The 22,244-nt window shown below is 62.0% G+C and carries 22 protein-coding genes and 1 tRNA gene; 16 read left to right on the top strand and 7 right to left on the bottom strand.

What is annotated here, in order from left to right:
• Window positions 1-29: 29 nt before the first annotated feature.
• Window positions 30-2,708: a PAS domain S-box protein gene (locus LNV08_RS21060; RefSeq protein WP_263535703.1), complete on the bottom strand. Its 2,679-nt coding sequence runs from the start codon at window positions 2,706-2,708 to the stop codon at window positions 30-32.
• Between the two features lie 94 nt (window positions 2,709-2,802).
• Here LNV08_RS21060 and nudB point away from each other — a divergent pair, with 94 nt between their 5' ends.
• From nudB to clsB, 3 genes are read left to right on the top strand one after another with little or no spacing between them, the layout of a single operon-like run.
• A complete protein-coding gene (gene nudB / locus LNV08_RS21055; protein ID WP_263535702.1) occupies window positions 2,803-3,261 on the top strand; it encodes a dihydroneopterin triphosphate diphosphatase in 459 nt (152 codons plus the stop codon).
• Window positions 3,258-4,076: an endonuclease/exonuclease/phosphatase family protein gene (locus LNV08_RS21050; protein WP_414858781.1), complete on the top strand. Its 819-nt coding sequence runs from the start codon at window positions 3,258-3,260 to the stop codon at window positions 4,074-4,076. Before nudB ends, LNV08_RS21050 begins: the two co-directional genes overlap by 4 nt.
• Entirely contained in the window at window positions 4,076-5,416 is a 1,341-nt protein-coding gene (gene clsB / locus LNV08_RS21045) for a cardiolipin synthase ClsB (protein WP_263535701.1), read from the top strand. Before LNV08_RS21050 ends, clsB begins: the two co-directional genes overlap by 1 nt.
• A gap of 94 nt (window positions 5,417-5,510) precedes the next feature.
• Here the strand turns inward: clsB and hutH are convergent, their stop codons facing one another.
• Genes hutH through hutU form a run of 3 tightly spaced genes read right to left on the bottom strand, consistent with a single transcriptional unit; the run spans window position 5,511 to window position 9,571 of the window.
• Window positions 5,511-7,073 carry a histidine ammonia-lyase gene (hutH, locus tag LNV08_RS21040; RefSeq protein WP_263535700.1) on the bottom strand — a complete coding sequence of 521 codons (1,563 nt, stop codon included), beginning with the start codon at window positions 7,071-7,073 and terminating at the stop codon, window positions 5,511-5,513.
• Window positions 7,070-7,825: a substrate-binding periplasmic protein gene (locus LNV08_RS21035; RefSeq protein WP_263535699.1), complete on the bottom strand. Its 756-nt coding sequence runs from the start codon at window positions 7,823-7,825 to the stop codon at window positions 7,070-7,072. Before LNV08_RS21035 ends, hutH begins: the two co-directional genes overlap by 4 nt.
• Window positions 7,826-7,861: 36 nt before the next feature.
• Window positions 7,862-9,571: a urocanate hydratase gene (gene hutU / locus LNV08_RS21030; RefSeq protein ID WP_263535698.1), complete on the bottom strand. Its 1,710-nt coding sequence runs from the start codon at window positions 9,569-9,571 to the stop codon at window positions 7,862-7,864.
• A 109-nt stretch (window positions 9,572-9,680) separates the two neighbouring features.
• On the opposite strand from hutU, the gene hutC reads away from it, so the two are divergent.
• From hutC to LNV08_RS20975, 11 genes are all read left to right on the top strand, one after another.
• Window positions 9,681-10,403 (top strand): histidine utilization repressor, encoded by a 723-nt coding sequence (hutC, locus tag LNV08_RS21025; protein WP_263535697.1) that lies wholly within the window; start codon window positions 9,681-9,683, stop codon window positions 10,401-10,403.
• Window positions 10,400-10,957, top strand: a complete 558-nt coding sequence (locus tag LNV08_RS21020; RefSeq protein WP_263535696.1) for a HutD family protein — start codon at window positions 10,400-10,402, stop codon at window positions 10,955-10,957. Before hutC ends, LNV08_RS21020 begins: the two co-directional genes overlap by 4 nt.
• On the top strand, window positions 10,954-12,183 hold the full coding sequence (gene hutI, locus LNV08_RS21015; protein WP_263535695.1) for an imidazolonepropionase: 1,230 nt from the start codon (window positions 10,954-10,956) through the stop codon (window positions 12,181-12,183). Before LNV08_RS21020 ends, hutI begins: the two co-directional genes overlap by 4 nt.
• An 8-nt stretch (window positions 12,184-12,191) precedes the next feature.
• On the top strand, window positions 12,192-13,001 hold the full coding sequence (gene hutG, locus LNV08_RS21010) for an N-formylglutamate deformylase (RefSeq protein ID WP_263535694.1): 810 nt from the start codon (window positions 12,192-12,194) through the stop codon (window positions 12,999-13,001).
• Complete coding sequence (locus LNV08_RS21005; protein ID WP_263535693.1) at window positions 12,998-14,371, top strand: formimidoylglutamate deiminase; 1,374 nt, start codon at window positions 12,998-13,000, stop codon at window positions 14,369-14,371. The genes hutG and LNV08_RS21005 overlap by 4 nt, the downstream gene beginning before the upstream one ends.
• 256 nt (window positions 14,372-14,627) lie before the next feature.
• Window positions 14,628-14,843, top strand: a complete 216-nt coding sequence (locus tag LNV08_RS21000) for a hypothetical protein (protein WP_263535692.1) — start codon at window positions 14,628-14,630, stop codon at window positions 14,841-14,843.
• 13 nt (window positions 14,844-14,856) lie between these two features.
• Entirely contained in the window at window positions 14,857-16,095 is a 1,239-nt protein-coding gene (locus LNV08_RS20995; protein ID WP_263535691.1) for a tyrosine-type recombinase/integrase, read from the top strand.
• Between the two features lie 35 nt (window positions 16,096-16,130).
• A complete protein-coding gene (locus LNV08_RS20990) occupies window positions 16,131-16,583 on the top strand; it encodes a hypothetical protein (protein ID WP_263535690.1) in 453 nt (150 codons plus the stop codon).
• A gap of 99 nt (window positions 16,584-16,682) precedes the next feature.
• On the top strand, window positions 16,683-16,904 hold the full coding sequence (locus LNV08_RS20985; RefSeq protein ID WP_263535689.1) for a helix-turn-helix transcriptional regulator: 222 nt from the start codon (window positions 16,683-16,685) through the stop codon (window positions 16,902-16,904).
• Entirely contained in the window at window positions 16,901-17,389 is a 489-nt protein-coding gene (locus LNV08_RS20980; RefSeq protein ID WP_263535688.1) for a helix-turn-helix domain-containing protein, read from the top strand. The genes LNV08_RS20985 and LNV08_RS20980 overlap by 4 nt, the downstream gene beginning before the upstream one ends.
• A 113-nt stretch (window positions 17,390-17,502) precedes the next feature.
• On the top strand, window positions 17,503-18,135 hold the full coding sequence (locus tag LNV08_RS20975; protein ID WP_263535687.1) for a hypothetical protein: 633 nt from the start codon (window positions 17,503-17,505) through the stop codon (window positions 18,133-18,135).
• Between the two features lie 190 nt (window positions 18,136-18,325).
• On the opposite strand, the gene LNV08_RS20970 is transcribed toward LNV08_RS20975, so the two are convergent.
• The 3 genes from LNV08_RS20970 to LNV08_RS20960 form a co-directional block, all read right to left on the bottom strand.
• On the bottom strand, window positions 18,326-18,679 hold the full coding sequence (locus tag LNV08_RS20970; RefSeq protein WP_263535686.1) for a zinc ribbon domain-containing protein: 354 nt from the start codon (window positions 18,677-18,679) through the stop codon (window positions 18,326-18,328).
• 216 nt (window positions 18,680-18,895) lie between these two features.
• Window positions 18,896-18,985: transfer RNA gene (locus tag LNV08_RS20965), tRNA-Ser, on the bottom strand.
• A 191-nt stretch (window positions 18,986-19,176) separates the two neighbouring features.
• On the bottom strand, window positions 19,177-20,001 hold the full coding sequence (locus LNV08_RS20960) for a symmetrical bis(5'-nucleosyl)-tetraphosphatase (RefSeq protein WP_263535685.1): 825 nt from the start codon (window positions 19,999-20,001) through the stop codon (window positions 19,177-19,179).
• Between the two features lie 111 nt (window positions 20,002-20,112).
• Here LNV08_RS20960 and LNV08_RS20955 point away from each other — a divergent pair, with 111 nt between their 5' ends.
• Complete coding sequence (locus LNV08_RS20955) at window positions 20,113-21,417, top strand: hemolysin family protein (protein ID WP_263535684.1); 1,305 nt, start codon at window positions 20,113-20,115, stop codon at window positions 21,415-21,417.
• Window positions 21,414-22,169 carry a SapC family protein gene (locus LNV08_RS20950; protein WP_263535683.1) on the top strand — a complete coding sequence of 252 codons (756 nt, stop codon included), beginning with the start codon at window positions 21,414-21,416 and terminating at the stop codon, window positions 22,167-22,169. Before LNV08_RS20955 ends, LNV08_RS20950 begins: the two co-directional genes overlap by 4 nt.
• Window positions 22,170-22,244 lie beyond the last annotated feature (75 nt).

The following is a 22,244-nucleotide window of genomic DNA, read 5'->3' as shown; positions in this document are numbered from 1 at the left end:
GGGGCGGCTTAGGCTGCCCTTTTTTTGTTTCAACTCTGCTCTTGCGGCGCCCGGCACGGTATTTCAATGCTGATGCGGGTGCCCAGGCCTACTTCGCTGCTGAGCCTGACTTGGCCGCCCAACAGGCCCGTGACCAGGTTGTAGACAATGTGCAGCCCCAGGCCAGAGCCGCCTTGACCGAGCTTGGTGGTGAAGAAGGGATCAAAGGCTCGCTGCAAATGTTCGTCCGGCATGCCGCGGCCGTCATCCGCAATCTCGATCAAGACGCTGTCCTCAGGGAGTGCGCGCGCCATGATAGACACGCAGCCGGGTCGGCCGGGCTCGAAAGCATGGAGCACGGCGTTGTTGACGATATTCATGAAGACTTGGATCAAGGGGCCGGGGTAGCTGTCCATCTGCAGGCCGGCCGGCACGTCTTCTGCCAGCCGAGTTCCGCTGAGCTTGAGGCTGGGCCCGAGGCTGAGTGCGGTTTCATGCAGCACTTCGCGCAGATCGAAGCTTCTGCGCTGGTAGCTGGATTGATCCACTGCGACTTGCTTGAAGCTGCTGATCAACTCGGCCGCTCGGCTCAGGCTGGCCTCCAACATCGTACTGGCCTCGCGCAGCCCGTCTAAAAAAATCTGCAAGGTCGAGCGGCGCAAGCCGTCTGCGATGGCGGCCTCGAAGGCCTTCTGGCGCGCCGCCAAGGTCGTGGCCATCAGCATGGCGTTGCCAATCGGGGTGTTCAGCTCATGCGCGATGCCGGCGACCAGGCTGCCCAATGAAGCCAGTTTTTCAGTCCGAACCAACTCGGCCTGGGCATGTTTGAGCACGCTGAGCGCTTCGTCCAGATCCTGGTTGCGGCGAGCCAGCTCATCGGTGCGCTCGGCCACCCTTGCTTCCAGGCTGATATTGAGCTGATGCAGTTCGGCCGCAATGCGGAGCTTTTCGGTGACGTCCAGGTAACTGGCTATCACCGTGCGCTCACCATGCACGTCGATATAGCGCCCCGACACCTCGCATTGCCGCACCGAGCCATCGGCATGGCGTAACAGCGCTTGGCCGCTGATTGCTGCTTCATGCTTCAGCATCTCGTCCACAAAGCGATTGCGCTCCGCCGGGTCTATCCAAAAGTCGAACTGCGTGCTGGGCTTGTTGTCACAACTGCCGGGTGCGTAACCGAAGGCCTTGTACCAAGCCCTGTTCCAGAAGGTCGGTGAATCGCTGCCGCTCACCAAGCGTGTGCGTGCCATCGGCAGCGGCGCGTATTCGAACAAGGCCGTCAGGCTTTGCTCGCTTTGCCGCAGCTGCGCCTCGACGGTTTTGAGCTCGGTGATGTCGGTGGCCACGGCCAGCACAAGCCTGGCGCGGCCTTGGCCGATCAAGCGGCTGGAGTAGGTCAGCCAGAGCGCTTCACCTTGCGCATTCTTGGTCTGCACCACGACCGCCGGCAAGCGACCGGTCCGGTCCAGCTCGCGCCCCTTGGCCAGCATGTCCTCCATCGAGGCCACCAGACCAAAGTCGATGGGGCTGCGGCCAATGGCCTGTTGCGCGCTGACACCCAAGGCCTGTGCGAAGGCCGGGTTGACGTCCACATAGTTGCCATCTTGAAAGCTGGCCAATGTGATGGGGTGCGGGAAGGCGTCGAAAATCATCCGGAAGCGTTGCTCGGTGGCATCCAGGTTTTCTGCCATCACGTTGAAGGAGCGCGCCAGGTCGCTGATTTCGTCGTTGCCAACAATCGGGGCACGGGCATGCCGGTCGCCCGCCTGCAAACGTTGCTGAGCCAGGCTCAGCTGCAGCAGCGGGCGCAACACGAAGCGGCGCAGCAGCAGCGCCCCGGTCAAGGCCAAGAGGGCGCACAGCGCCAGGCCCAGCAGGCCCAGCACTTGCAGATTGCCGACCCGCTCGAACAAGCTGGCCTCCGGGAGCGCGTAAATGACCTGCCAGCCCAACTCGGGCAAGGGCTTGGCCAGCACATGCCAGACCTTGTCGCCGATCGCCACGCGCTGCAAGCGGGTGCTCGCATGCGCTTGATTCCTCAAGGCAGCAGTCACCGCATGCGCTTGCGGCTGACTGGCCGCGTTGGCAGGGCTCAAAGCCTGCCCCTCTTCGCCCAGGCCGCCGGCGAGCAAGCGCGCCTTGGCGTCCAGCACCATCAATCGGGCGTCGCGCTGCGCGCCGTTACCGATGGCGAAACTCAGCATTTGTTCAAGCTTGAGATTCGCCAGCAAGGCGCCGACCTGGCGCCCGCGTTCATCGAACACGGGGGTGGCGATTTGCAGAATCAAGTCGCCCGAGCTTTCATTGATGGCCGGCGCCGCTACAGCCTCATGGCCCACCATCAGCGCAGCGTAGGGCCCCGCAGCTGGGTTGCGCGACCCGGTCTCACTTTGCGCCGCTGCCGCCGCCAAGCCTTGCTGCGGCAAAAACTGGAAGGCCTCGAAGCGATCGCTGGCACCTTCCCAGCCGCGCAGGGCCGGTGTTATGTGCGCCGGGTTTGCTTGCACCAATGATTCAGATCGGGCCAGCATGCGCAAGGCATCGCGCGCGCCGCCCAGCTCCAAAGTCAAGCGGCTGATGCTTTGCGCAAGTGTGGCTTGCGCCCGCTCCTGTTGTTCGTCCAGCAGTGAGCTTTGGAGCAGCAGGCTCCCGCCGTAGAGCGCCACGCCCCCCAGCGCCAGCATTGGCGCAATCACGCTGACAACAATTCTGGGCAGCAGCTTCATGAATCCATTCGGCTTATAAACAATGGGCTTGCGGCTTGACTATAGATGCAGGCTTGCGGCGACGTTGCTCACAACTCTCCGCTATGCTTTGGCCATGAGCCCAAGCTACAAAATCCCGGAATCCGTGTTGGTGGTGATTCACACGCCCGAGCTGCAGGTGCTGATGTTGGAGCGGGCCGACCAGCCCGGTTTTTGGCAAAGCGTGACCGGCTCCAAAGACATGCTGGACGAGCCGCTGCTGGAGACCGCCCGCCGTGAGGTGCTGGAGGAAACCGGCATCAATGCCGAGCCCGATCAATTGCGCGACTGGGTGCTGGTCAATCGCTACGAGATCTATCCTGTCTGGCGCCATCGTTATGCGCCCGGCGTCACCCATAACAGCGAGCATGTGTTCGGGCTACAGGTGCCGGCCGGCACGCTCGTGCGCCTGGCACCGCGCGAGCATCTGCAATACCGCTGGCTGCCCTGGCGCGAAGCAGCCGATTTGTGCTTTTCGCCGTCCAATGCCGAGGCGATTCTGCATTTGCCCAAGTTGCTGGAGACCTCGCTATGAGCCATGGCAATGCCTTCAGCCATTCTGTTCAGGACACGCACAGCCAGTTCACCCGCCCGCATCTGCGCGTGGCGACCTACAACATACACAAGGGCGTGCGCGGCATGGGGCCGCAAAAGCGACTGGAGATTCACAACCTTGGCATGGGGGTGGAGGCGCTCAACGCCGATCTGGTGTTCCTGCAAGAGGTGCGCCACTTTCACCATCAAGAGGCGAAGGAATTTCAGCGCACCTGGTTTGGTTGGCCCGATCAGGGGCAGGCAGAGTTTTTGGCGCCCGAGGGCTACGAGGTGGCCTACCGCACCAACGCGGTGACCAAGCATGGTGAGCATGGCAATGCGCTGCTGTCGCGCTTTCCGCTGGGAGATATCGGACATCACGACGTCTCGGATCACCGCTTTGAGCAGCGTGGCCTGCTGCATGTGCCTGTGCAATGGCAGGGGCTGGAAATTCACACCGTGGTCGCGCATCTGGGTCTGTTTCACAGCGGCCGGGTGCGCCAGATCGAGCGGCTGGCCGACTTTATCGGCAAACATATTCCGCCCGACGCCTTGTTGCTGATTGCCGGTGACTTCAATGATTGGGGCGAGCGGCTGGACGCGCCTATGCGCGAACATGGCTTGCAGCGGGCGGTGTCGCCGCAGGGCCGTGGGCGCCACGCCACTTTTCCTTCACGCCTGCCGTTTTTCTCGCTTGACCGCATCTATATGCGCGGCCTGCGCTGTGTTTCGATGCAGGTGCCCAAGGGGCCGGTTTGGGCGCGCATGTCCGATCATCTGCCCTTGTTGGCCGAGCTGGAGTTGCTCGAGGCTTGATGCAGATGGCCCCTAAGGCAGATTGGAATGCCGACGTCAACGGCGACGCCAGCGCGCAGCGCAATTGGGGTCGATCGGCCCAGCCGGACTTTGTCGGCGGCAATGAGCTGCGCCTGCTGCGCGGAGGTGACGAGTTATTCCCTGCGCAGGCGGCGGCGATCGCCAGCGCTCGGCATGAAATTTGGCTGGCGACTTATATCTTTCATTTCGATGATGCCGGCGCGGCGCTGGCGGCGCAATTGGCGGCGGCCGCGCGTCGTGGCTTGCGCGTGCGGGTGGTCGTTGACGGCTTTGGCTCGCGCGCCAGCTTGCCCTGGCTGCGCCAGCAGTTCGAAGGATCGGGCGTGGCGATGGCCGTATTTCGGCCTATCGACCGTTGGTACAGCTGGCTGCAGCCGGGCCAGCTGCGCCGACTGCATCAAAAACTCTGTGTGGTGGACGGCGACCATGCTTTTGTGGGCGGCATCAACGTCATTGGTGACCTGGTCGACCTCAATCATGGTGCGACCGAGCAGCCTCGCTTGGATTTCGCCGTAGCTTTGCGCGGGCCGCTGGTGCTGTCGGTGGCACAGGCTGCGCGGGCGGTCTGGACGCGCGCCTATCTGGGTGCCGATCTAGGCCAGGAGTTACTCGCCCTGGCGCGCAGCAGCGAGCCGCGGGCGCGGCTGCGGCGAATCTGGCGGGGTGTGCGCAGCCCCAGGTCGTCCACCAAAGCTGGTCGGCGCGGAGTTCAAGCAGGGCAAGACCTGACCCCGGGCAGCGACCCTGTTTACGCCGCCTTCGTCTTGCGCGACAACCTGCGCCGGCGCCGCACCATAGAGCACGCCTATGTGGCCGCAATCCAGTCGGCGCAAACGCGCGTCGATTTGATGACGCCTTATTTTTACCCCGGCCATGCTTTCCGCAAGGCGCTGCGAGATGCAGCCAAGCGAGGCGTGCGGGTGCGCCTGCTCTTGCAAGGCAAGCTCGACTACCGCATTGCCGGCATGGCGGCGCAGGCCTTGTACGCCGAGCTTCTCGCTTATGGCGTGAGCATCTATGAATACATGCCCGCCTATTTACATGCCAAGATTTGCGTGGTCGATGAGAGCTGGGCGACGGTGGGCAGCTCCAATATCGACCCGCTTTCCCTGCTGCTGAATCTGGAAGCCAATGTGATCGTGCGTGACGCCGAATTTGCCCGCGATGTGGCCGCGCAGTTCGATGCGGCGGCGGCGCTGTCCCGCCAGGTCGATCGCCATTTCCAGGGGGGCGGCGTGCGCGGTGTCTTGCGCCGCGCCTTGGTGGCCTGGGCCGCCTATGTCTATCTGAGAGTGGCCGGGGCGACCGGTCGTTATTGAGCGCCCCCAAGGCCGCCGCCTCGCGGCGTCCGCCCCCCCCCGAGGGGGAGCAAGAGAACTTGAGCGCCCCGGCGTTTCCTTCTGTCGCCAGGCCTTAGCTCAGCACCACCAGCCCGCCGACATCCTGCACCAGCGCCGTCAGCTCGCCGCTACCGACCAATTCAAACGCATGCGCAATGTCCGGCGCCATGTAATGGTCGGTCGGCATAGCGGGGCAGGTCTTGCGCACCAAGGCGTGCACCTGCTCAAGTGCTGCCGAGCTTTGCAGCGGACGCAGGAACTCGAAGCCTTGCGAGGCGGCGAGCAGCTCGATGCCGATGATGTGGGCGGTGTTGTCCAGCATCTGACCCAGGCGGCGAGCGCCGAAGGTGGCCATGGACACATGGTCCTCCTGATTGGCGCTGGTCGGCAGGCTGTCGACGCTGGCTGGGTGGGCGAGTGATTTGTTCTCGCTGGCCAGCGCTGCGGCGGTCACATGCGCAATCATGAAGCCGGAGTTGAGGCCGGCGTTCGCTGTCAAGAAGGCTGGCAGGCGCGAGACGCTGGTGTCGATCAGCATCGCGATGCGGCGCTCGGCAATCGCGCCGACTTCGGCAATCGCGCAGGCCAAGGCGTCGGCGGCCAAGGCAACCGGCTCGGCGTGGAAATTGCCGCCGCTGACCATGGCGCTGCTGCCATCGGCATTGGCGAACACCAGCGGGTTGTCGGTGACGGCATTCGCTTCGCGCAAAAGCACATCACGCACATAACGGCTTTGGTCCAGGCAGGCGCCCATCACCTGCGGCTGGCAGCGCAGGCAATAAGGGTCTTGCACGCGCTCGTCACCTTCTTGGTGCGAGGCGCGGATGGCGCTTCCGGCGAGCAGTTGGCGATAGGCGGCTGCAGTCTCGATCTGGCCGGGCTGGCCGCGCACCGCATGGATACGGGCATCGAACGGGCCGTCGCTGCCGCGCGCGGCGTCGAGCGACAGCGCGCCACTGATGATGGCCGCCGCAAAGACGATCTCATAGCGCAGCAGGCCTTCGAGTGCCAAGGCTGTGCTGGTCTGCGTGCCGTTGATCAAGGCCAGGCCTTCCTTGGCCTGCAGGACCAGCGGCGCAATGCCGTGTTTCTGCAGCTCGGCCAGTGCTGGTTTGCGTTGGCCGTCGACGAGCATTTCGCCTTCGCCCAACAGGGCCAGCGTCATGTGGGCGAGCGGTGCCAGGTCGCCTGAGGCGCCGACCGAACCTTGCGCTGGCACATAAGGGATCAGGCCAGCGTTGAAGACCGCCAGCAGGCTTTGCACGACTTCTTCGCGCACGCCGGAGTGTCCTCGTGCCAGGGACGCCGCCTTGGTCGCCAGCATCATGCGCACAACGCCGGGCTGCAGCGGCGCGCCGACGCCGACGCAATGCGAGCGGATCAGGTTGAACTGCAGCGTGGCCAGATCTTCCTTGCTGATGCGGGTGGAGGCCAGCTTGCCGAAGCCGGTGTTGACGCCGTAGACGGGCGCATCGCCGGCGGCGGCCTTTTGCACCACGGCGGCGGCGCGGCGGATGATCTCGGCGCTGCTGGCATGCAGGCTCAGCGTGACATTGCCGTTACGGATTTGGCGCAGTTGGTCGAGTGTGATTTGTCCCGGGGTCAGGGTCAGAGATTGTGCGTTCGATGGGGTCATTTGCTTGCGCCTGTAAAGGTTTCTAGGTCGATGTTTTGTAAGCCTGCTTCGGCCTTGGCGATGAGCTTGTCCATGTCGCCGCTGGCCTTCATCTGGGTGATGACGGCGCCGATGCGACTGGCCAAGGCCTGGTGTTTGGGGTGCAGGTAGTGGAAGAGTTCGTAACGGGCCAAGTCGGCGGAGACCTGGATGTCCGTCAAGCCCTGGCGCTTGATGACGTAGCGGCCATTGATGCCGGTGTCCAGCGCCGCGTCGAAACGGCGAGAGTTCAGCATCTTGAAGAGTAGATCCGCTCGCTGAGTCAAGGTGGTGGCCGGGTGGCCTTCGGTCAAGTCGGACGAGTGGGCGACGCCGCGGATGGCGCCCAAGCTGTAGTGGGCCAAATCTTCGCGGCGGTGAATCTCCGCCGCACGGCTGCGCAGGCTGAAGGCGTTGCTGGTGAGTACATAAATGGCTGGCTCCACCCGATCGAGTGTTGGGTTGCTTTCACCATAGGCGCGAATGCGAGCCACCTCACCATCCTTCAGCCCTGATAGCGTTGCCTTGGTCGCCCGCGCCGGCGGCAGCGGCTCAATGATCATGGCCAGCCCGGCGCGACGATAGACTTCTTGCAGCAGTTGTGCGGCCACCCATTGTTCCGCCAGGCGCTCGTTCGCCGCCAACTGCAGCGGCGCGCTCTGGCCGAACGCTCTGCCCACGCACAAAGCGAGCAAGCCGCAGCAGAGCAGCGATCTTGAGACCTGGGTGAACATGGCAACTCCTCAGTCGGGCCAATGGACTCTATGCGCTCAGCCTTGTCGCTGCAACATCGGCATATTCAGCCCGCGCTCGGCGGCGGTTTTCTTGGCGATCTCGTAGCCGGCGTCGGCATGGCGCATCACGCCGGTGCCGGGGTCGTTCCAGAGTACGCGTTCCAGGCGCTTCGCCGCTGCGTCGGTGCCGTCGGCCACGATCACGACGCCGCTGTGCTGGCTGAAGCCCATGCCGACGCCGCCGCCGTGGTGCAGGCTGACCCAGGTGGCACCGCCGGCGGTGTTGAGCAGCGCGTTGAGCAGCGGCCAGTCGGAGACCGCGTCCGAGCCGTCCATCATGCTTTCGGTTTCGCGGTTCGGGCTGGCGACCGAACCGCTGTCGAGGTGGTCGCGGCCGATCACGATCGGCGCTTTCAACTCGCCCGACTTGACCATTTCATTGAAAGCCAGGCCGGCGATATGACGCTCGCCCAGGCCCAGCCAGCAGATTCGCGCCGGCAGGCCCTGGAAGGCGATGCGCTCGCGCGCCATGTCCAACCAGCGGTGCACATGGGCATGATGCGGGAACAATTCCTTGATCTTGGCGTCGGTCTTGTAGATGTCTTCCGGGTCGCCGGACAGCGCCACCCAACGGAAGGGCCCCCGGCCTTCGCAGAACTGCGGGCGCACATAGGCGGGCACAAAGCCGGGGAAGTCGAAGGCGTTCTTGACGCCTTGCTCTAGCGCCACCTGGCGAATATTGTTGCCATAGTCGACGGTCGGAATGCCCATGGCCTGGAACAGCAACATGGCCTTGACATGCACGGCGCAGCTGGCTGCCGCAGCGGCCTTCAGCTCGGCATGTTGGGCCGGGTCGGCTGCCGCCGCCTTCCATTGTTCAACCGACCAGCCTGCCGGCAGATAGCCATTGATCAGATCGTGTGCCGAGGTTTGATCGGTAACCAGATCGGGCTTGACGCTGGGGTCGGTCTTGCATCGCTCGGCCAAGGCCGGCAGGATGGTGGCGGCATTGCCGAGCAGCGCGATCGAGATCGCCTTGCCTTCGGCTGAGTATTTCTTCAAGCGTGCCAGCGCGTCATCGAGGTCGGTGGCTTGCTCGTCCACATAACGGGTCTTGAGGCGGAAGTCGATACGGCTTTGTTGGCATTCGATGTTCAAGGAGCAGGCGCCGGCGAAGGTGGCGGCCAGAGGCTGCGCGCCGCCCATGCCGCCCAGGCCAGCGGTTAGCACCCAGCGGCCTTTCAGTGAACCACCATAGTGTTGGCGGCCCGCTTCGGCGAAGGTCTCGTAAGTGCCTTGCACGATGCCCTGCGTGCCGATATAGATCCAGCTGCCGGCCGTCATTTGGCCGTACATCATCAGGCCCTTGCGGTCCAACTCGTTGAAATGCTCCCAGTTGGCCCAGTGCGGCACCAGATTGCTGTTGGCTATCAAGACGCGCGGCGCGTTCGCGTGGGTCGGGAAGATGCCGACCGGCTTGCCCGACTGCACCAGCAGGGTTTCGTCCTCGTTCAGCGTCTTCAGTGAGTCAAGAATGGCCTCGAAGCAATCCCAGTTGCGGGCGGCCTTGCCGATGCCGCCGTAGACCACCAATTCGTCTGGGTTTTCGGCCACTTCCGGGTCCAGATTGTTCTGCAACATCCGGTAGGCGGCTTCGGTCAGCCAGCTTTTGCAGCTCAAGGCAGTGCCGGTGGGGGCGCGCACGACGCGGGGCTGGGCTTTGCTGGGGGTGGGCTTGTTGCTCATAAAGACTCCTGCTGATGAACCGGAAGTTTGGCGAAATGACTGGCGAATCGGTTTTCGAATGTTGGGCAATGTACTTGTCTATACAAGTACAGTCAAGTAGCATGCGCTCATGCCAAGAAAAACAAGTTCGGTACCAGCGCCGCAGTATTTGAAGGTCAAGAACCACTTGCGCGAGCGCATTGCCTCCGGCCATTGGGTGGCGGGAGACTTGCTGCCCTCAGAGGCGGAGTTGGTGGCCTTGTTCGAGGTCAGCCGCATGACCGTTAACCGGGCTTTGCGCGAGTTGACCCAGGAAGGCTTGGTCGAGCGGCTGCAAGGCGTGGGTACTTTTGTGGCGCAGTTGCACCGCATCTCGTCAACGCTGAATGTGCGCGATGTGCATGACGAGATCTTGCAGCGCGGCCACCAGCACACCGCCAAGGTACATAGCCTGGCGACGCTAAAGGCCGATGGGCCCCAAGCGGCCGACTTTGGCTTGGCGCTGGGAGCCGAGCTCTTCCACAGCGTGATCGTGCATTTCGAGAACGGGGTAGCGATCCAGTGCGAAGACCGGCTGGTCAACCCGGCCTGCGCGCCAGCTTATTTGGGCCTGGATTTCGCGAAGACGACGCCGACCAATTATTTGCTTGAGGTTGCGCCTTTGTCGGAGGCGCGTTACACGATAGAGTCACTGCTGCCGTCGGCGCTGGAGGCCAAGTTGCTGGGCATTTCCAGGCGCGATCCTTGTCTGGTCGTCAAGCGTCGCACCTTCAGTCGCGGCCAAACCGTCACCACGGTGCGGCTCACCCATCCGGGTTCGCTGTACGTTCTTGAGGGGAGTTTTCAAGCATGAGTTGGAGTCAAGTTAGCGCAGATGACGTAGCCCCCCAGGCTTGGCGCAATGGCGGAGGACAGACCCGCGAGTTGCTCGCCTGGCCGCATCCGGCCGATTGGGCCTTGCGCATCAGTGTGGCCGATATCGAGCGCGATGGGCCGTTCTCGGCCTTTGATGGCGTGCAGCGTTGGTTCGGTGTGCTGCAGGGCGATGGGGTGCGACTGGCGGACTGGGAACTGCGGGCCGGCGACGAGCTGATCAGCTTTGACGGTGGCTTGGCGCCGCCCTGCGAGTTGATCGGCGGCAGCACCCGCGACTTCAACCTGATGCATCGCCGCGGCCGTGGCCAGATGCAAGTGAAGGCTGCCGCCAGCACCCCCGCTGCTTGGCAGGCGCAAGGCCGCTGGGTCGGTTTGTTCACAGCCGCAGGTGGGCGCTTGCTGCATGGTGGGCGGGCCATGAGCTTGGGCGCGATGAGCCTGGCCTGGTGCGAGAACCCTGCGGCGCAGGCCTGCAGTTTTGAAGGCCAGGGCGCAGCCTGGTGGATGATTTGGAGCGAGACACAAACATGAGTAGCAGCAGCGTATTCAAACTCTGGACCCATGCCCGCCTGGCCACATTGGCCGGCGACGCTGAAGAGAACCCCTGGGGCTGGGTCGAGAACGGGGCGATGTTGTCGCAGGGCGAGCATCTGCTCTGGGCCGGTGATATCGCTGACCTCGACGGCGAGTTCCGCAACGGCCTGGCGCAGGAGATCGACCTTGGCGGCGCGGTCGTCACGCCGGGCTTGATCGACTGCCACACCCATCTGGTTTACGGTGGCCAGCGCGCGGCCGAGTTCGAGCAGCGCTTGCTCGGCGCCAGCTACGAAGAGATTGCGCGCGCCGGCGGCGGCATCCGTTCCAGCGTCGCTGCCACCCGCGCTGCCAGCGAACATCAGCTCTACGCGCAGGCGGCGCACCGCGTCTTGAATCTGCTCAAGGAGGGCGTTACGACCATCGAGGTCAAATCGGGCTATGGCTTGAGCCAAGCCTCGGAGGCCAAGATGCTGCGCGCGGCCCGTCGTCTCAAAGGCCTGGGTGTCGATGTGCGGACCAGCTACCTGGGCGCGCATGCACTGCCGCCCGAATTTGAGGGGCGCCAAGACGCTTATGTGACCGCGCTGATCGAATGGATGACCCCGCTGCACCGCGAAGGCTTGATCGACGCGGTGGATGCCTTCTGCGAAGGCATAGGCTTCACGCCGGCACAAACCCGGCGCGTTTTCGAAGCGGCCCAGGCCTTGGGCCTGCCGGTCAAGCTGCATGCCGAGCAACTCAGCGACCAGGGCGGCAGCCAGTTAGCGGCCGAGTTCAAGGCTCTGTCTTGCGATCATCTGGAGTATCTGAGCGAAGCCGGCGTGCAGGCCATGGCTGCCAGTGGCACGGTGGCGGTGCTGCTGCCCGGGGCTTATTACTTCCTGCGCGAAAGCAAATTGCCGCCGGTGCAGGCGCTGCGCGAGGCGGGTGTGCCTATCGCGATAGCCACCGATCACAATCCCGGCACATCGCCGACCCTGTCCCTGCTCTTGATGCTGAATATGGCCTGCACCCTGTTCCGCCTGACGCCCGAAGAAGCGCTGCGCGGCGTCACCGTCAACGCGGCGAGGGCCTTGGGGCTGAGCGACCGGGGTCAGCTGACGGCCGGGCAGCGCGCCGATTTCTGCGTTTGGGATGTGGAGCATCCGAACGAGTTGGCCTATTACTTTGGCCGCAACCCCTTGAAGCGCGTCGTCCGTGGCGGGGTGGAGCGAACATGAAAGCCGTCATGGACACTGCTGTTTTCAAACTGCGCCAAGGCAGCACGCCGCTGCTGATCAGCATGCCGCATGTGGGCTCGGCCATTCCTGCCGACCAGGCTCGCCGTTATCAACCGCGCGCGCTGCTCAGCGAGGACACCGACTGGCACCTGGAGCAGCTCTACGGTGGCATTGCCGGTGAGCTGGACGCCGGGCTGATCGTTCCGCATTACTCGCGTTTTTTGATCGACCTGAACCGCCCGCCTGAGGACACGCCGATGTACCCGGGGGCGTCCAATACCGAACTATGCCCGACGCGGTTTTTCAGCGGCGAGCCGCTCTATCTGCCGGGTCAAGAGCCCAACCGCGCCGAGCAACTGCGTCGCCGCGAGCTTTACTGGTTGCCTTATCACCGCGCCCTGAATGCCGAGCTGCAAAGGCTGAAGTCGCTGTTCGGCTATGCCTTGCTATTCGATGCGCACAGCATCTGCTCCGAGCTACCTTGGTTGTTTGAGGGGCGCTTGCCTGACCTGAACCTGGGCACGGTGGAAGGGCGCTCCTGCGCCGCCGAGCTCAGGTCCCAATTGAGCGCCGTGTTGGCGAGCCAGTGCGACTACACCCAGGTCGTCGACGGTCGCTTCAAAGGCGGCTTCATCACCCGCCACTACGGCCAGCCCGAGCAGGGCGTGCATGCGGTGCAGTTGGAAATGTGCTGGCGCTGCTATATGGAAGAAGAGGCGGCACCGTTTCTGTATGACGCGCAGCGCGCAGCGGCGGTGCAGCCTTTGCTCAAGAGCTTGCTGCAAGAAATGAGTGGCTGGAGGCCGATGAAAACATGAGAGCAGCCCCTATTTTTTGGGCCGAGCAAGCTTGGGTGGATGGGCGCTGGCAGCATGACGTGCGTTTGGAGGTGGGGACGGACGGCCACTGGCAAAGCATCACGCCCGGCGTGCCCTTGGCCGAGGGCATGCAGGCCTTGGCCGGCCCTGTCATGCCAAGCCTGGTCGATACCCACAGCCACGCATTTCAGCGCGCTTTTGCGGGCCTGGCCGAGCGGCGCGACAGTGGCGATGACGACTTTTGGTCTTGGCGCGACCGCATGTACGGTCTGGCGCTACGCATCACGCCGGCGCAAATGCAGGCGATTGCCACCCAACTTTATGTCGAGCTGCTGGCTGGCGGCTACACCCAGGTCTGCGAGTTTCATTACCTGCATCACCGAGAAGACGGCAGTTCATACCCCGATGAGTTGGCCATGAGTTGGGCCTTGGCCGATGCGGCGGCTGCGGCCGGCATGGGCCTGACCCTGCTGCCGGTGCTGTACGCGCGTTCGGGCTTTGGAGCGAGCGGCCTGCGTGAGGATCAACGCCGTTTCAAGACCGATGCCGATTGGGTCTGGGATGCTAGCCAAGCGGTCAACGCTGCCCGGCGGCCTTTGCTCAATGCAGGCGTAGCGCTGCATTCCTTGCGTGCGGCCAATGCCGATGACATTCGCAGTTTGCAGGCCTTGGTGGCTGAGGCGGATGTTCCCATCCACATCCACATCGCCGAGCAGACCCAAGAGGTGCGCGACTGCCTGGCCGCTACCGGGCAGCGGCCCATGCAGTGGTTATGCAACGCACTCAAGCCCGATGCGCGCTGGCATTTGGTCCACGCCACACACAGCAGCCGAGAAGAAATCGAGCAAGTCGCCCTCAGCGGCGCCAGCGTCGTCATCTGCCCCGGCACCGAGGGCAATTTGGGCGATGGTTTGATCGACTTACCCGGCTGGTTGGCGGCTGGTGTGCCGATCAGCATAGGTTCCGACAGTCATGTGACGCGCGCTTGGGGCGAGGAGTTGCGCTGGTTGGAATATGGCCAGCGCTTGGGCCTGCAGCAGCGCAATGTGGCGGCTTTGCCTGGGCAGCAGCCCAGCACGGCGGCGCGCTTGTTCGAGGCCGTGCGCGCAGGCAGTGCAGCACCGGCAGGCTTCAAGCAGTGGGGTCTGGAAGTCGGGGCACGGGCTGACTTCCTGGTGATCGACAGCGCAGCGAGTGGCTTGCTGGGCTTGCCTGCGGATTATTTGCTCGACGGTCTGGTCTTCTCGGCCCAGGGTCAGGTCTTGCGGGAGGTCTATGTGGCCGGCCAAGTTCGACTCCAGCAGGGGCGGCATGTGGCTCAAGATGCCATCGCTGGCGGGTTTCAGTCGGCGCTGGCGGCCTTGCGTTGAGATTGCGTTTGGCAATAAAAAAGCGGCCCCTCACCGAGGGGCCGCTTTTTTTCCGCATTTGGCGGAAGCTGTGTCCGTCTCCGTAGAACTACCGGTTGTCTCATTCAGACTCGCTAACTGGATTTGCCATAGAGGAATCGTCTACCTTTTAGCTCGCTGCGTATCATGTTGTATCATCCAATCTCAGCTTTTATGTTGGGCCTTAAGTTGGGCCTGGAGGCTGAAGGCCTAGAAACCCAAGCCCTGGAGATACCCCATGTCGTCAAACCGCTATTCCAGCCAATCGCCTGAACTGTCCTCAGTCTCTATTGAGTTGCGATCCGCACGCTTCGTGCTGGCCGAGGGCGACGCCTTCCATGATTTGACCCCTGATGAGCAGGACGCAGCCGTCTTGGAGTTTGTGATGGTGAGCCGCGCCACGCTGAGCGCTTCGCCTGAATTGCAGGCATGGGTCAACGCTGGCAAGCACTGAGCAGGAGCGCACCATGCCCAAGAAGGCCAAGGAGCTATCCGCCCTGGAGGTGTCGCGCCTCACGTTGCCAGGGTTCTATGCAGTTGGGGGCGTTTCTGGCCTGCATGTGCGAATCAAGCCGACTGGGGCCAAGGGGTGGATGCTCCGCGTCAAAGTTGGCGACAAGCGCCGCGATATTGGCCTTGGGGGCTACTCGCAGACTGGAATGACCTTGGCCAAGGCCAGGGAAGCCGCTCTAGCCGTCCGCGCCGATCTGGCCAAGGGGGTAGACCCAGTGGAGCAGAAGAAAGCCGCCAGAAGCGAACTCATAGCCGCTCAGGCCAAGGAACTGACCTTCAAGCAGGCCGCGCAGCAGTACATCAAGGCCCATGAGGTGGGCTGGCGCAATGCCAAGCATGGGCAGCAGTGGCGAAACACCCTGGAGCAGTACGCTTACCCCTTCATCGGAAGTCTGATGGTGCGTGATGTTGAAATGGCGCATGTCCTCAAGGTGCTGGAGCCGATCTGGCAGACAACGACCGAGACCGCCAGTCGACTCCGTGGCCGGATGGAGAAAGTATTGGACTGGGCCAAGGGCCGGGGCTACCGATCAGGCGACAACCCTGCCGAGTGGAAGGGCAACTTGGACGCCCAACTGCCCAACCCCGACAAGATCGCCAAGGTCGAACATCACGCCGCTTTGAAAGTCTCCGAAATTGGAGCCTTCATGGTGCGCCTTCGTGCCGCCGATGGGATGGGGGCGCGAGCGTTGGAGTTTGCGATCTTGACGGCAGCGCGTAGCGGAGAGGTTCGAGGCGCGACATGGGCCGAGGTTGATCTGGAGGCCAAGGTCTGGACAGTTCCTGGCGACCGCATGAAAGCAGGGAAGGACCACCGCGTACCGCTTTCACCGGCAGCAGTTCAACTGCTGGAGGCATTGCCTCGTATCGAAGGGGTTGATGCCGTCTTTCCCGCGCCGAGAGGTGGCAAGCTGTCCGACATGACCATGACCGCCGTATTGCGCAGGATGAAAGTTGACGCCGTGCCACATGGTTTCCGCTCCACCTTCCGCGACTGGACTGCCGAGCGCACCCACTACCCGAGCGATGTTTGCGAAATGGCGCTGGCCCATGTGGTGGCGAACAAGGTCGAGGCCGCATATCGCCGTGGCGATCTTTTCCAGAAGCGGGTGAATCTCATGGCCGACTGGGCGGCGTTTGTTGGCCGGGTTGAAGTTGCCGGCGAGGTGATTCCGCTGCGAGGTGTGGCGTGAGTCAGCAGGAGGAGGTCTTTTTTGACATAGACCGCATGAGCGACTGGATAGAGGCCAAAAGCCGAGCCAATCAAGGCGCAATCGAACTGCTTGCAGCGTTTGTGGAGAGGTATGGCGTCCACACCGAAGAGGAGCGGCGCTTCGTAGCTGCTGCCATCATGCGCCGCCCCGATGCTCGCAAGAGCAAGCTCCACACAGAAATACTCATGGACGAGTTGGACAGCGCACTGAGAAACCGGAGCTTCTATAACGAGACCATCTTGGCCGATCTTCAGCGTCGTCTAAATCGTGTGCGCCAGTGGCTGGTTGGTCGCGGCTGGTCAAAGGTCGACATCGACAAGGAATTTGCTGCTCGGAACTGCCTAAATCTAAAGAGGATGACGATGGATCAATGCTATTCCAAGGTTGCTGACCGTCATGGCCTGACGGTTGAAGCTTTGAAGAGGGCGCATATCAGGCGCAACAAAGCAAAAGCTACTCAGCCTTAAAAGGTTTGGTGACACGATCAGAGAAATATCGTCACCTGACGATTGAGACGCAAAAATACACAGTAAGACCATGACATCAGCGATCAGGAGACGCAAATCATGGCCCACCAAGACCCAGCCGGAGCAGCAAGCAGTTTGCCAAGCACTGGCTACACCCGCGAGAAAAAGCTACTTCAATTCATTCCTGTTGGCCGCGCCACTCTATGGCGCTGGGTAAAGGCTGGAGAGTTTCCAGCACCTTTGAAACTGTCAGGAAGCATCACAGCTTGGCGCGTAGAAGACGTTCACGCCTGGATCGCAGCAGCCGGGAGGCAGAAGTGAGTCGCCGCACCAAACTGCCGCCCCAAAAAGGCGATGCCCCGAACCTTGGACAGTCGGGGCATCAGGAGCAGCAAAAGGAGCAAGCAAAAGCTACAGGTCGAAAGTTTAGCCGTGCTGGCACCGATTCGCGTAGCCGTGTCGCTGCCGATATTGCCGCCAAGGAGGTGAAGGCGAAAGTCCTGCCCTTGAAATTGGTACGCACCACGACCAGGGCGGCCCGCCAACTCCAGCAAATCCTCCGCGACTCACCCGGCAACAGTAGCGAGGTGCAGCGCCAGCGAATTAGGCAGGCGCTAAAGGTGCGCGGGGGAGTGACCACGCCAGAGCTACGCCAGCATTTAGACATTCACTCGCCCGCCTCGCGTGTAGGTGAGTTGCGCAGGGAAGGCTCCAACATCATCACCGTGATGGTGCTACAGGAGACGATGCCAAACTGTCGCCACCGCTTCGCCCAATATCGCATTGCGCCTGGAGGGTCTATGTGATGGCCCGCAGTTCTCGCCCTTGTCCTGTAGCCGTTGACGGTCATTGGTTCGGTGTCCCGGTTCCGTTCTTGCAGTCCAGGGCATGTGCTGAACTGTCGCCGTTGGCCTGCAAAATGTTGCTGACGCTGATGGGACAGTTGCGCAGCAATCATTTCTGCAATGGGCGAATCGACGCGCACCCATCAACGATGCTGGCCTATGGCTGGCGCAGCGTATCAAGCGCAAGAGCGGCGCTGAAAGAGTTGATGGACGCCGATCTGGTGGTCTGCACGCGCCAAGGCCACAAGGGAAGCATTGGCCTCTACGGAATCACGCTCTTTCCGATGCACTGCGAACCCAAGGGCTTGGACGTTGGGCCGGGCGCTTGGACGGTGTCCGACTGGCGTAATCGCAAAGGCTCAGACTGCAAGCCAACCAAGGATCAGCCCGCCAAGTGGAACCGACCCAGGAGTGGTGAAAAACAGAATCGCCAGTCCCGCAGCGGGAACGGAAAGGGCTTATCCGCACCCGCAGCGGGAATGAACCCACCCGAACCAGCCCCTTGCGTTCCCGCTGCGGGTGCGCATTGGGCCATTTCGGGTGGAAATGCATTCCCGCTGCGGGACTCTCCTCTGAGAGAAGCCATCTACCAGCAGCGCCAGCAGTCGGATAGCAGCCTGCCCGCCCATCTCACACGGCTTGGTCGGCTACTGATTCGCCGCATCGCGCATGGCCGACAACCGGGCTACTCCCAAGCCAGAGCTTGACCCTCAGTCCCCTTTTTTATAGTCGGGAACATTGGGCCTTTTTTATAGTTGGGAAATATTCCGGTTGGCCGGGCCTTATGGCCAAAGGGCGATCAGAGGGCGGCGCTTATCTTGGCCTGGAATATGGCTCGCCTTACCAAGCCCGCCATCCGATCCTTGGCGATCTAGACCGCCTCCCTGACGTTAGGCGCTAGCGAAACTCATATGAGCAAAAGCGGCAAACAGTCGCCGCCGCCTTGACAGTTTCGGCGCACTGCGGGCATTGCTTCTCTTGTGCAACCTCCCGAAACTCATAGGTAACAGTAAGAGTACCCGGAGGCTTGACCAAAATCATGTAGATGAATATGAAGATCCCCACAATCACGAAGCAAAGCAGCAGCGCAAAAATGAATGAGCCGCAGCCATAGGTTCCCTGAGTGAAGTTCTCGGAAGTCGGGTAGTAACCCTTGGCCGCTTGCTTCTCAGCGTCTTTCAGGAACAGCTTTCTGGCTTGGGCCTCATTGCCTCGATATTCTTCGACTATGTGTTTCTTCTTTTCAAACAATTTTTCCCCCTGATTTATTGATAGGCAGGGTATCGTACCCGCAAAGAAAAAGGCCCGACAGCTTGCGCGTTGGGCCTTCTTTTTGGGGGTGTGCTGAGTGCACTTGAACCAGATAGACGTTCAGGCGACCCAATCCGCAAGGGTTGCTCTGTTCGTTGGGCCTTATGTTGGGCCTGATACAAAAAACTGCCAAAACACCCGTAAACACTGGGGTATTGGCGGAAGCTGTGAGATTCGAACTCACGGAGGGGATAAACCCTCGCCGGTTTTCAAGACCGGTGCCTTAAACCGCTCGGCCAAGCTTCCTGGAACTTTCAAATTCAATTGTGCCAGCGACGAGTCGCCGGTTTTGCCTGCACTCACATCGCTGTCGCGATATGAGCTTCGGCGCAATCGCCGCTAAAGCGTCGATTGAGCAAGACCGGTGCCTTCAACCGCCGAGGCCTTGCCTACTTGGGCGCGACGCGAAACCGTGCATCGAACACAAGGGCGAGATTCTAGCCCGGCTTTTGCGCTTGCTCACATTTCACCGAAATCAGCTCCAGCGACTGGCCGTTTTCGACGCTGGCCGCCGTGAGGCGCCCACCCCAGACGCAGCCGGTGTCGAGTGCGAGCAAATGCGGGCGCTGCACAAGGCCCAGCGTTGACCAGTGGCCGAAGGCAATCGGCACTGCGTCGGTGCGCCTGTTTGCAGCGTCGAACCAGGGGCGGTGGCCGGGCGGCGCGCTGTCGGCGCTGTCTTTGGTCTTGAAGTCCATCCGTCCTGCAGCGTCCACAAAACGCAGCCGGGTCAAGGCATTGACGATGCAACGCAACCTGGCCGGGCCGACCAAGGCAGCGTCCCAGGCGGCTGGCTCATTGCCATACATTTCACGAACAAAGTCGCCCAGGTCGGGGCCGCGCAGTACCGACTCAACTTCGCCGGCCAATGCCAAGGTGTCTTCAAGCGTCCACTGCGGCAGCACGCCGGCATGCACCATCAGCCAACCTTGTGCATAGCAGGCCATGCGTTGGTGGCGCAGCCAGTCCAGCAGGGCTGCGCGGTCACGGGCGTCAAGAATGCCTTGGACGGTGTCGCTGCGATGCGGTTTTTTGACGCCGTAGGCAATCGCCAACAAATGCAGGTCGTGGTTGCCCAACAAGCAGGTCGCCGAGTTGCCCAACTCCATCAGCCGCCGCAAGGTGGCCAAGGAGGCCGGCCCGCGGTTGACTAAGTCGCCAAGCAGGTAGAGCCGGTCGCGCGAGGGCGAAAAGTCAATCTTGAGCAAGAGGCGTTCGAACGCGTCGCAACAGCCTTGCAGGTCACCAATCAGATAGTTCATATCGGGATTGTGCGACTTCTATCGTCACGGCCTTCTGCTACGCTTGCGGCCTCTTGCTTCTTGACTGCGCCACCAAGGGACAACCCTGCTTATTCTTTGCTGACGCCCCCAATGGATACCGCCTTTCTCATTTTCTTGTTGTTCTTGAATGCTTTTTTTGCGATGTCGGAAATGGCCTTGTCGGCCAGCCGCAAAGCGCGATTGCAGGTTTTGGTGGAGGCAGGGGAGCCCGGTGCGCGGGCGGCCATGGATTTGCACGACAACCCGACCAAGTTTCTTTCGACCGTGCAGGTCGGCATCACTTCGATCGGTGTGCTCAATGGCATCGTCGGTGACGCGGCTTTCTCGGGCCCGCTTGCACATTGGTTGGGCGAACAGTTCGGCCTGCATGACCGCGCTGTGGAGATCGCTTCGACCGCCTTGGTGGTGGTCATCATCACCATCGTGACGATAATTTTCGGCGAGTTGGTGCCCAAGCGTATCGGGCAGATCTACCCTGAGACGGTCGCTCGGCGGGTAGCGCCGGCGATGAATTTTTTGTCGGCGGCTGCGCGACCTTTGGTGAAGTTTTTGAGCTTCAGTACCGAGGCTATTTTGGGCCTGATGGGGCAGGGCGGACGGGCTCAGCGTGGCGTGACCGAAGAAGAGATCGCCGCCAGCCTGGATGAGGGGCGCGAGGCAGGCGTGATCGAGGAGCATGAGCATCAGATGGTGCGCAATGTGTTCCGACTCGATGAGCGCGAGATCGGCTCGATGATGATTCCGCGCGGTGAAATCGCCTGGCTGGACGTTACCGACACGCCGCAACAGGTGCTGGAAGTCTTGCGTGGCCATGGCTATAGCCGCTATCCGGTCTGCCGAGATGGGCTGAGCGAGGTGCTGGGCATCGTGTCGGCGCAGGTGCTGTTGCAGCGGGCGCTGAGCGGCGCGCCGCTGTCTTTGTCCGAGGACCTCGAAGTGCCGGTGTTTGTGCCCGAGACGCTGTCGGGCATGGAGTTGCTGGAGCAATTCCGTGTCTCGGATGCACCCTTGGTGTTTGTCGTGGATGAGTACGGCGAGGTGCAGGGCGTGATCTCTGTGCGCGACGTGTTGGAAGCCATTGCGGGGGAGTTCAATGCGCCCGGTGATGGTGATGCTTGGGCGGTGCAACGCGAGGACGGGAGCTGGCTGCTGGATGGCCTGATCCCGGTGACCGAGTTGAAGGACCGCCTGGCCCTGAAAGAGCTACCCGAAGAGGATCGTGGGCGCTACAACACCCTGGCCGGCATGGTGATGCTGCTGCTGGGGCGCTTGCCGCGCACGGCCGATGTGGTGGAGTGGAATGCTTGGAGATTCGAGGTCGTGGACCTGGATGGCAAGCGTGTTGACAAAGTGTTGGTCAGTCGTCTGACCGTAGATGGAGAGAGTGAAAAATGAGTGCAAGCCCAATGATGTACGGCAATTTGACGCCGCTGGACCGTGTCGCGCACAAGAATCTGCGCCTGAAAACGGAGTTGCCGACGCTGGACCGGGTGAAGGGCATGAACTCCTTGTTCCTGGCCGTGGTCGAGTTTGCTGAGGCCTGCAAAGAGTACCCGATCGTGTTCGTGCGCGTGGGTGATGCGCCGGCCGAGGGTGCCAAGCCCGTGGTCGCGCCGCTGGCCGTGCTGGGCCTCAAGCCCTCCAGTAACTTGTTCGTCAAAGACGGCAAGTGGACGGGTCACTATGTGCCCGCGTATCTGCGCCGTTATCCCTTCGCCATGGCTCGCCTGGAGCAAGACTCCGACACCATCGCCGTTTGTTTTGACAGCGAATGGGCCGGTTTTTCGGAGAGCGAAGGCACTTCGCTGTTCGCAGCCGACGGTCAGCCGACCGAGTTCTTGCTGAACGCCAAGACTTTCTTGGAGAACTTCGAGCAAGAGTCCGAGCGCACTCGGGCCTTCTGCCAGATGTTGGTTGAGTTGGATCTATTGCGCGATATGCGCTTTGAGGCCACCTTGGCCAGCGGTGAGAAGATCGACGTCGAAGGTTTCTTGGCCGTTGATGAGCAAAAGCTGGCCGGATTGGACGATGCCAAGGTGGTCGAGTTGCACCGCAACGGTTTGCTGTCGCTGCTGGAAATGCACCGCGTGTCGATGGGCAATATGAATCGCCTGGCCAGTCAAGAAGGCACTGCTGCAGCGGCCTGATCGGCGCGAGCAGCAAGAACGCCGGTCCTTTTGTCCGGCTGATAGAAAAGCGAGTCAGCGCGAGCAGGCTCGCTT

It is taken from the genome of Paucibacter sp. TC2R-5 (genome assembly GCF_025717605.1).
Classification (GTDB): Bacteria; Pseudomonadota; Gammaproteobacteria; order Burkholderiales; family Burkholderiaceae_C; genus Paucibacter_A; species Paucibacter_A albus.
This window is presented reverse-complemented; position numbering and strand designations above follow the sequence as displayed.

Coding starts and splice junctions, on each gene's coding strand:
- LNV08_RS21060 (WP_263535703.1), bottom strand. CDS start 2,708: ATGAAGCTGCTGCCCAGAATTGTTGTCAGCGTGATTGCGCCAATGCTG.
- nudB (WP_263535702.1), top strand. CDS start 2,803: ATGAGCCCAAGCTACAAAATCCCGGAATCCGTGTTGGTGGTGATTCAC.
- LNV08_RS21050 (WP_414858781.1), top strand. CDS start 3,258: ATGAGCCATGGCAATGCCTTCAGCCATTCTGTTCAGGACACGCACAGC.
- clsB (WP_263535701.1), top strand. CDS start 4,076: ATGCAGATGGCCCCTAAGGCAGATTGGAATGCCGACGTCAACGGCGAC.
- hutH (WP_263535700.1), bottom strand. CDS start 7,073: ATGACCCCATCGAACGCACAATCTCTGACCCTGACCCCGGGACAAATC.
- LNV08_RS21035 (WP_263535699.1), bottom strand. CDS start 7,825: ATGTTCACCCAGGTCTCAAGATCGCTGCTCTGCTGCGGCTTGCTCGCT.
- hutU (WP_263535698.1), bottom strand. CDS start 9,571: ATGAGCAACAAGCCCACCCCCAGCAAAGCCCAGCCCCGCGTCGTGCGC.
- hutC (WP_263535697.1), top strand. CDS start 9,681: ATGCCAAGAAAAACAAGTTCGGTACCAGCGCCGCAGTATTTGAAGGTC.
- LNV08_RS21020 (WP_263535696.1), top strand. CDS start 10,400: ATGAGTTGGAGTCAAGTTAGCGCAGATGACGTAGCCCCCCAGGCTTGG.
- hutI (WP_263535695.1), top strand. CDS start 10,954: ATGAGTAGCAGCAGCGTATTCAAACTCTGGACCCATGCCCGCCTGGCC.
- hutG (WP_263535694.1), top strand. CDS start 12,192: ATGGACACTGCTGTTTTCAAACTGCGCCAAGGCAGCACGCCGCTGCTG.
- LNV08_RS21005 (WP_263535693.1), top strand. CDS start 12,998: ATGAGAGCAGCCCCTATTTTTTGGGCCGAGCAAGCTTGGGTGGATGGG.
- LNV08_RS21000 (WP_263535692.1), top strand. CDS start 14,628: ATGTCGTCAAACCGCTATTCCAGCCAATCGCCTGAACTGTCCTCAGTC.
- LNV08_RS20995 (WP_263535691.1), top strand. CDS start 14,857: ATGCCCAAGAAGGCCAAGGAGCTATCCGCCCTGGAGGTGTCGCGCCTC.
- LNV08_RS20990 (WP_263535690.1), top strand. CDS start 16,131: ATGAGCGACTGGATAGAGGCCAAAAGCCGAGCCAATCAAGGCGCAATC.
- LNV08_RS20985 (WP_263535689.1), top strand. CDS start 16,683: ATGGCCCACCAAGACCCAGCCGGAGCAGCAAGCAGTTTGCCAAGCACT.
- LNV08_RS20975 (WP_263535687.1), top strand. CDS start 17,503: ATGTTGCTGACGCTGATGGGACAGTTGCGCAGCAATCATTTCTGCAAT.
- LNV08_RS20960 (WP_263535685.1), bottom strand. CDS start 20,001: ATGAACTATCTGATTGGTGACCTGCAAGGCTGTTGCGACGCGTTCGAA.
- LNV08_RS20955 (WP_263535684.1), top strand. CDS start 20,113: ATGGATACCGCCTTTCTCATTTTCTTGTTGTTCTTGAATGCTTTTTTT.
- LNV08_RS20950 (WP_263535683.1), top strand. CDS start 21,414: ATGAGTGCAAGCCCAATGATGTACGGCAATTTGACGCCGCTGGACCGT.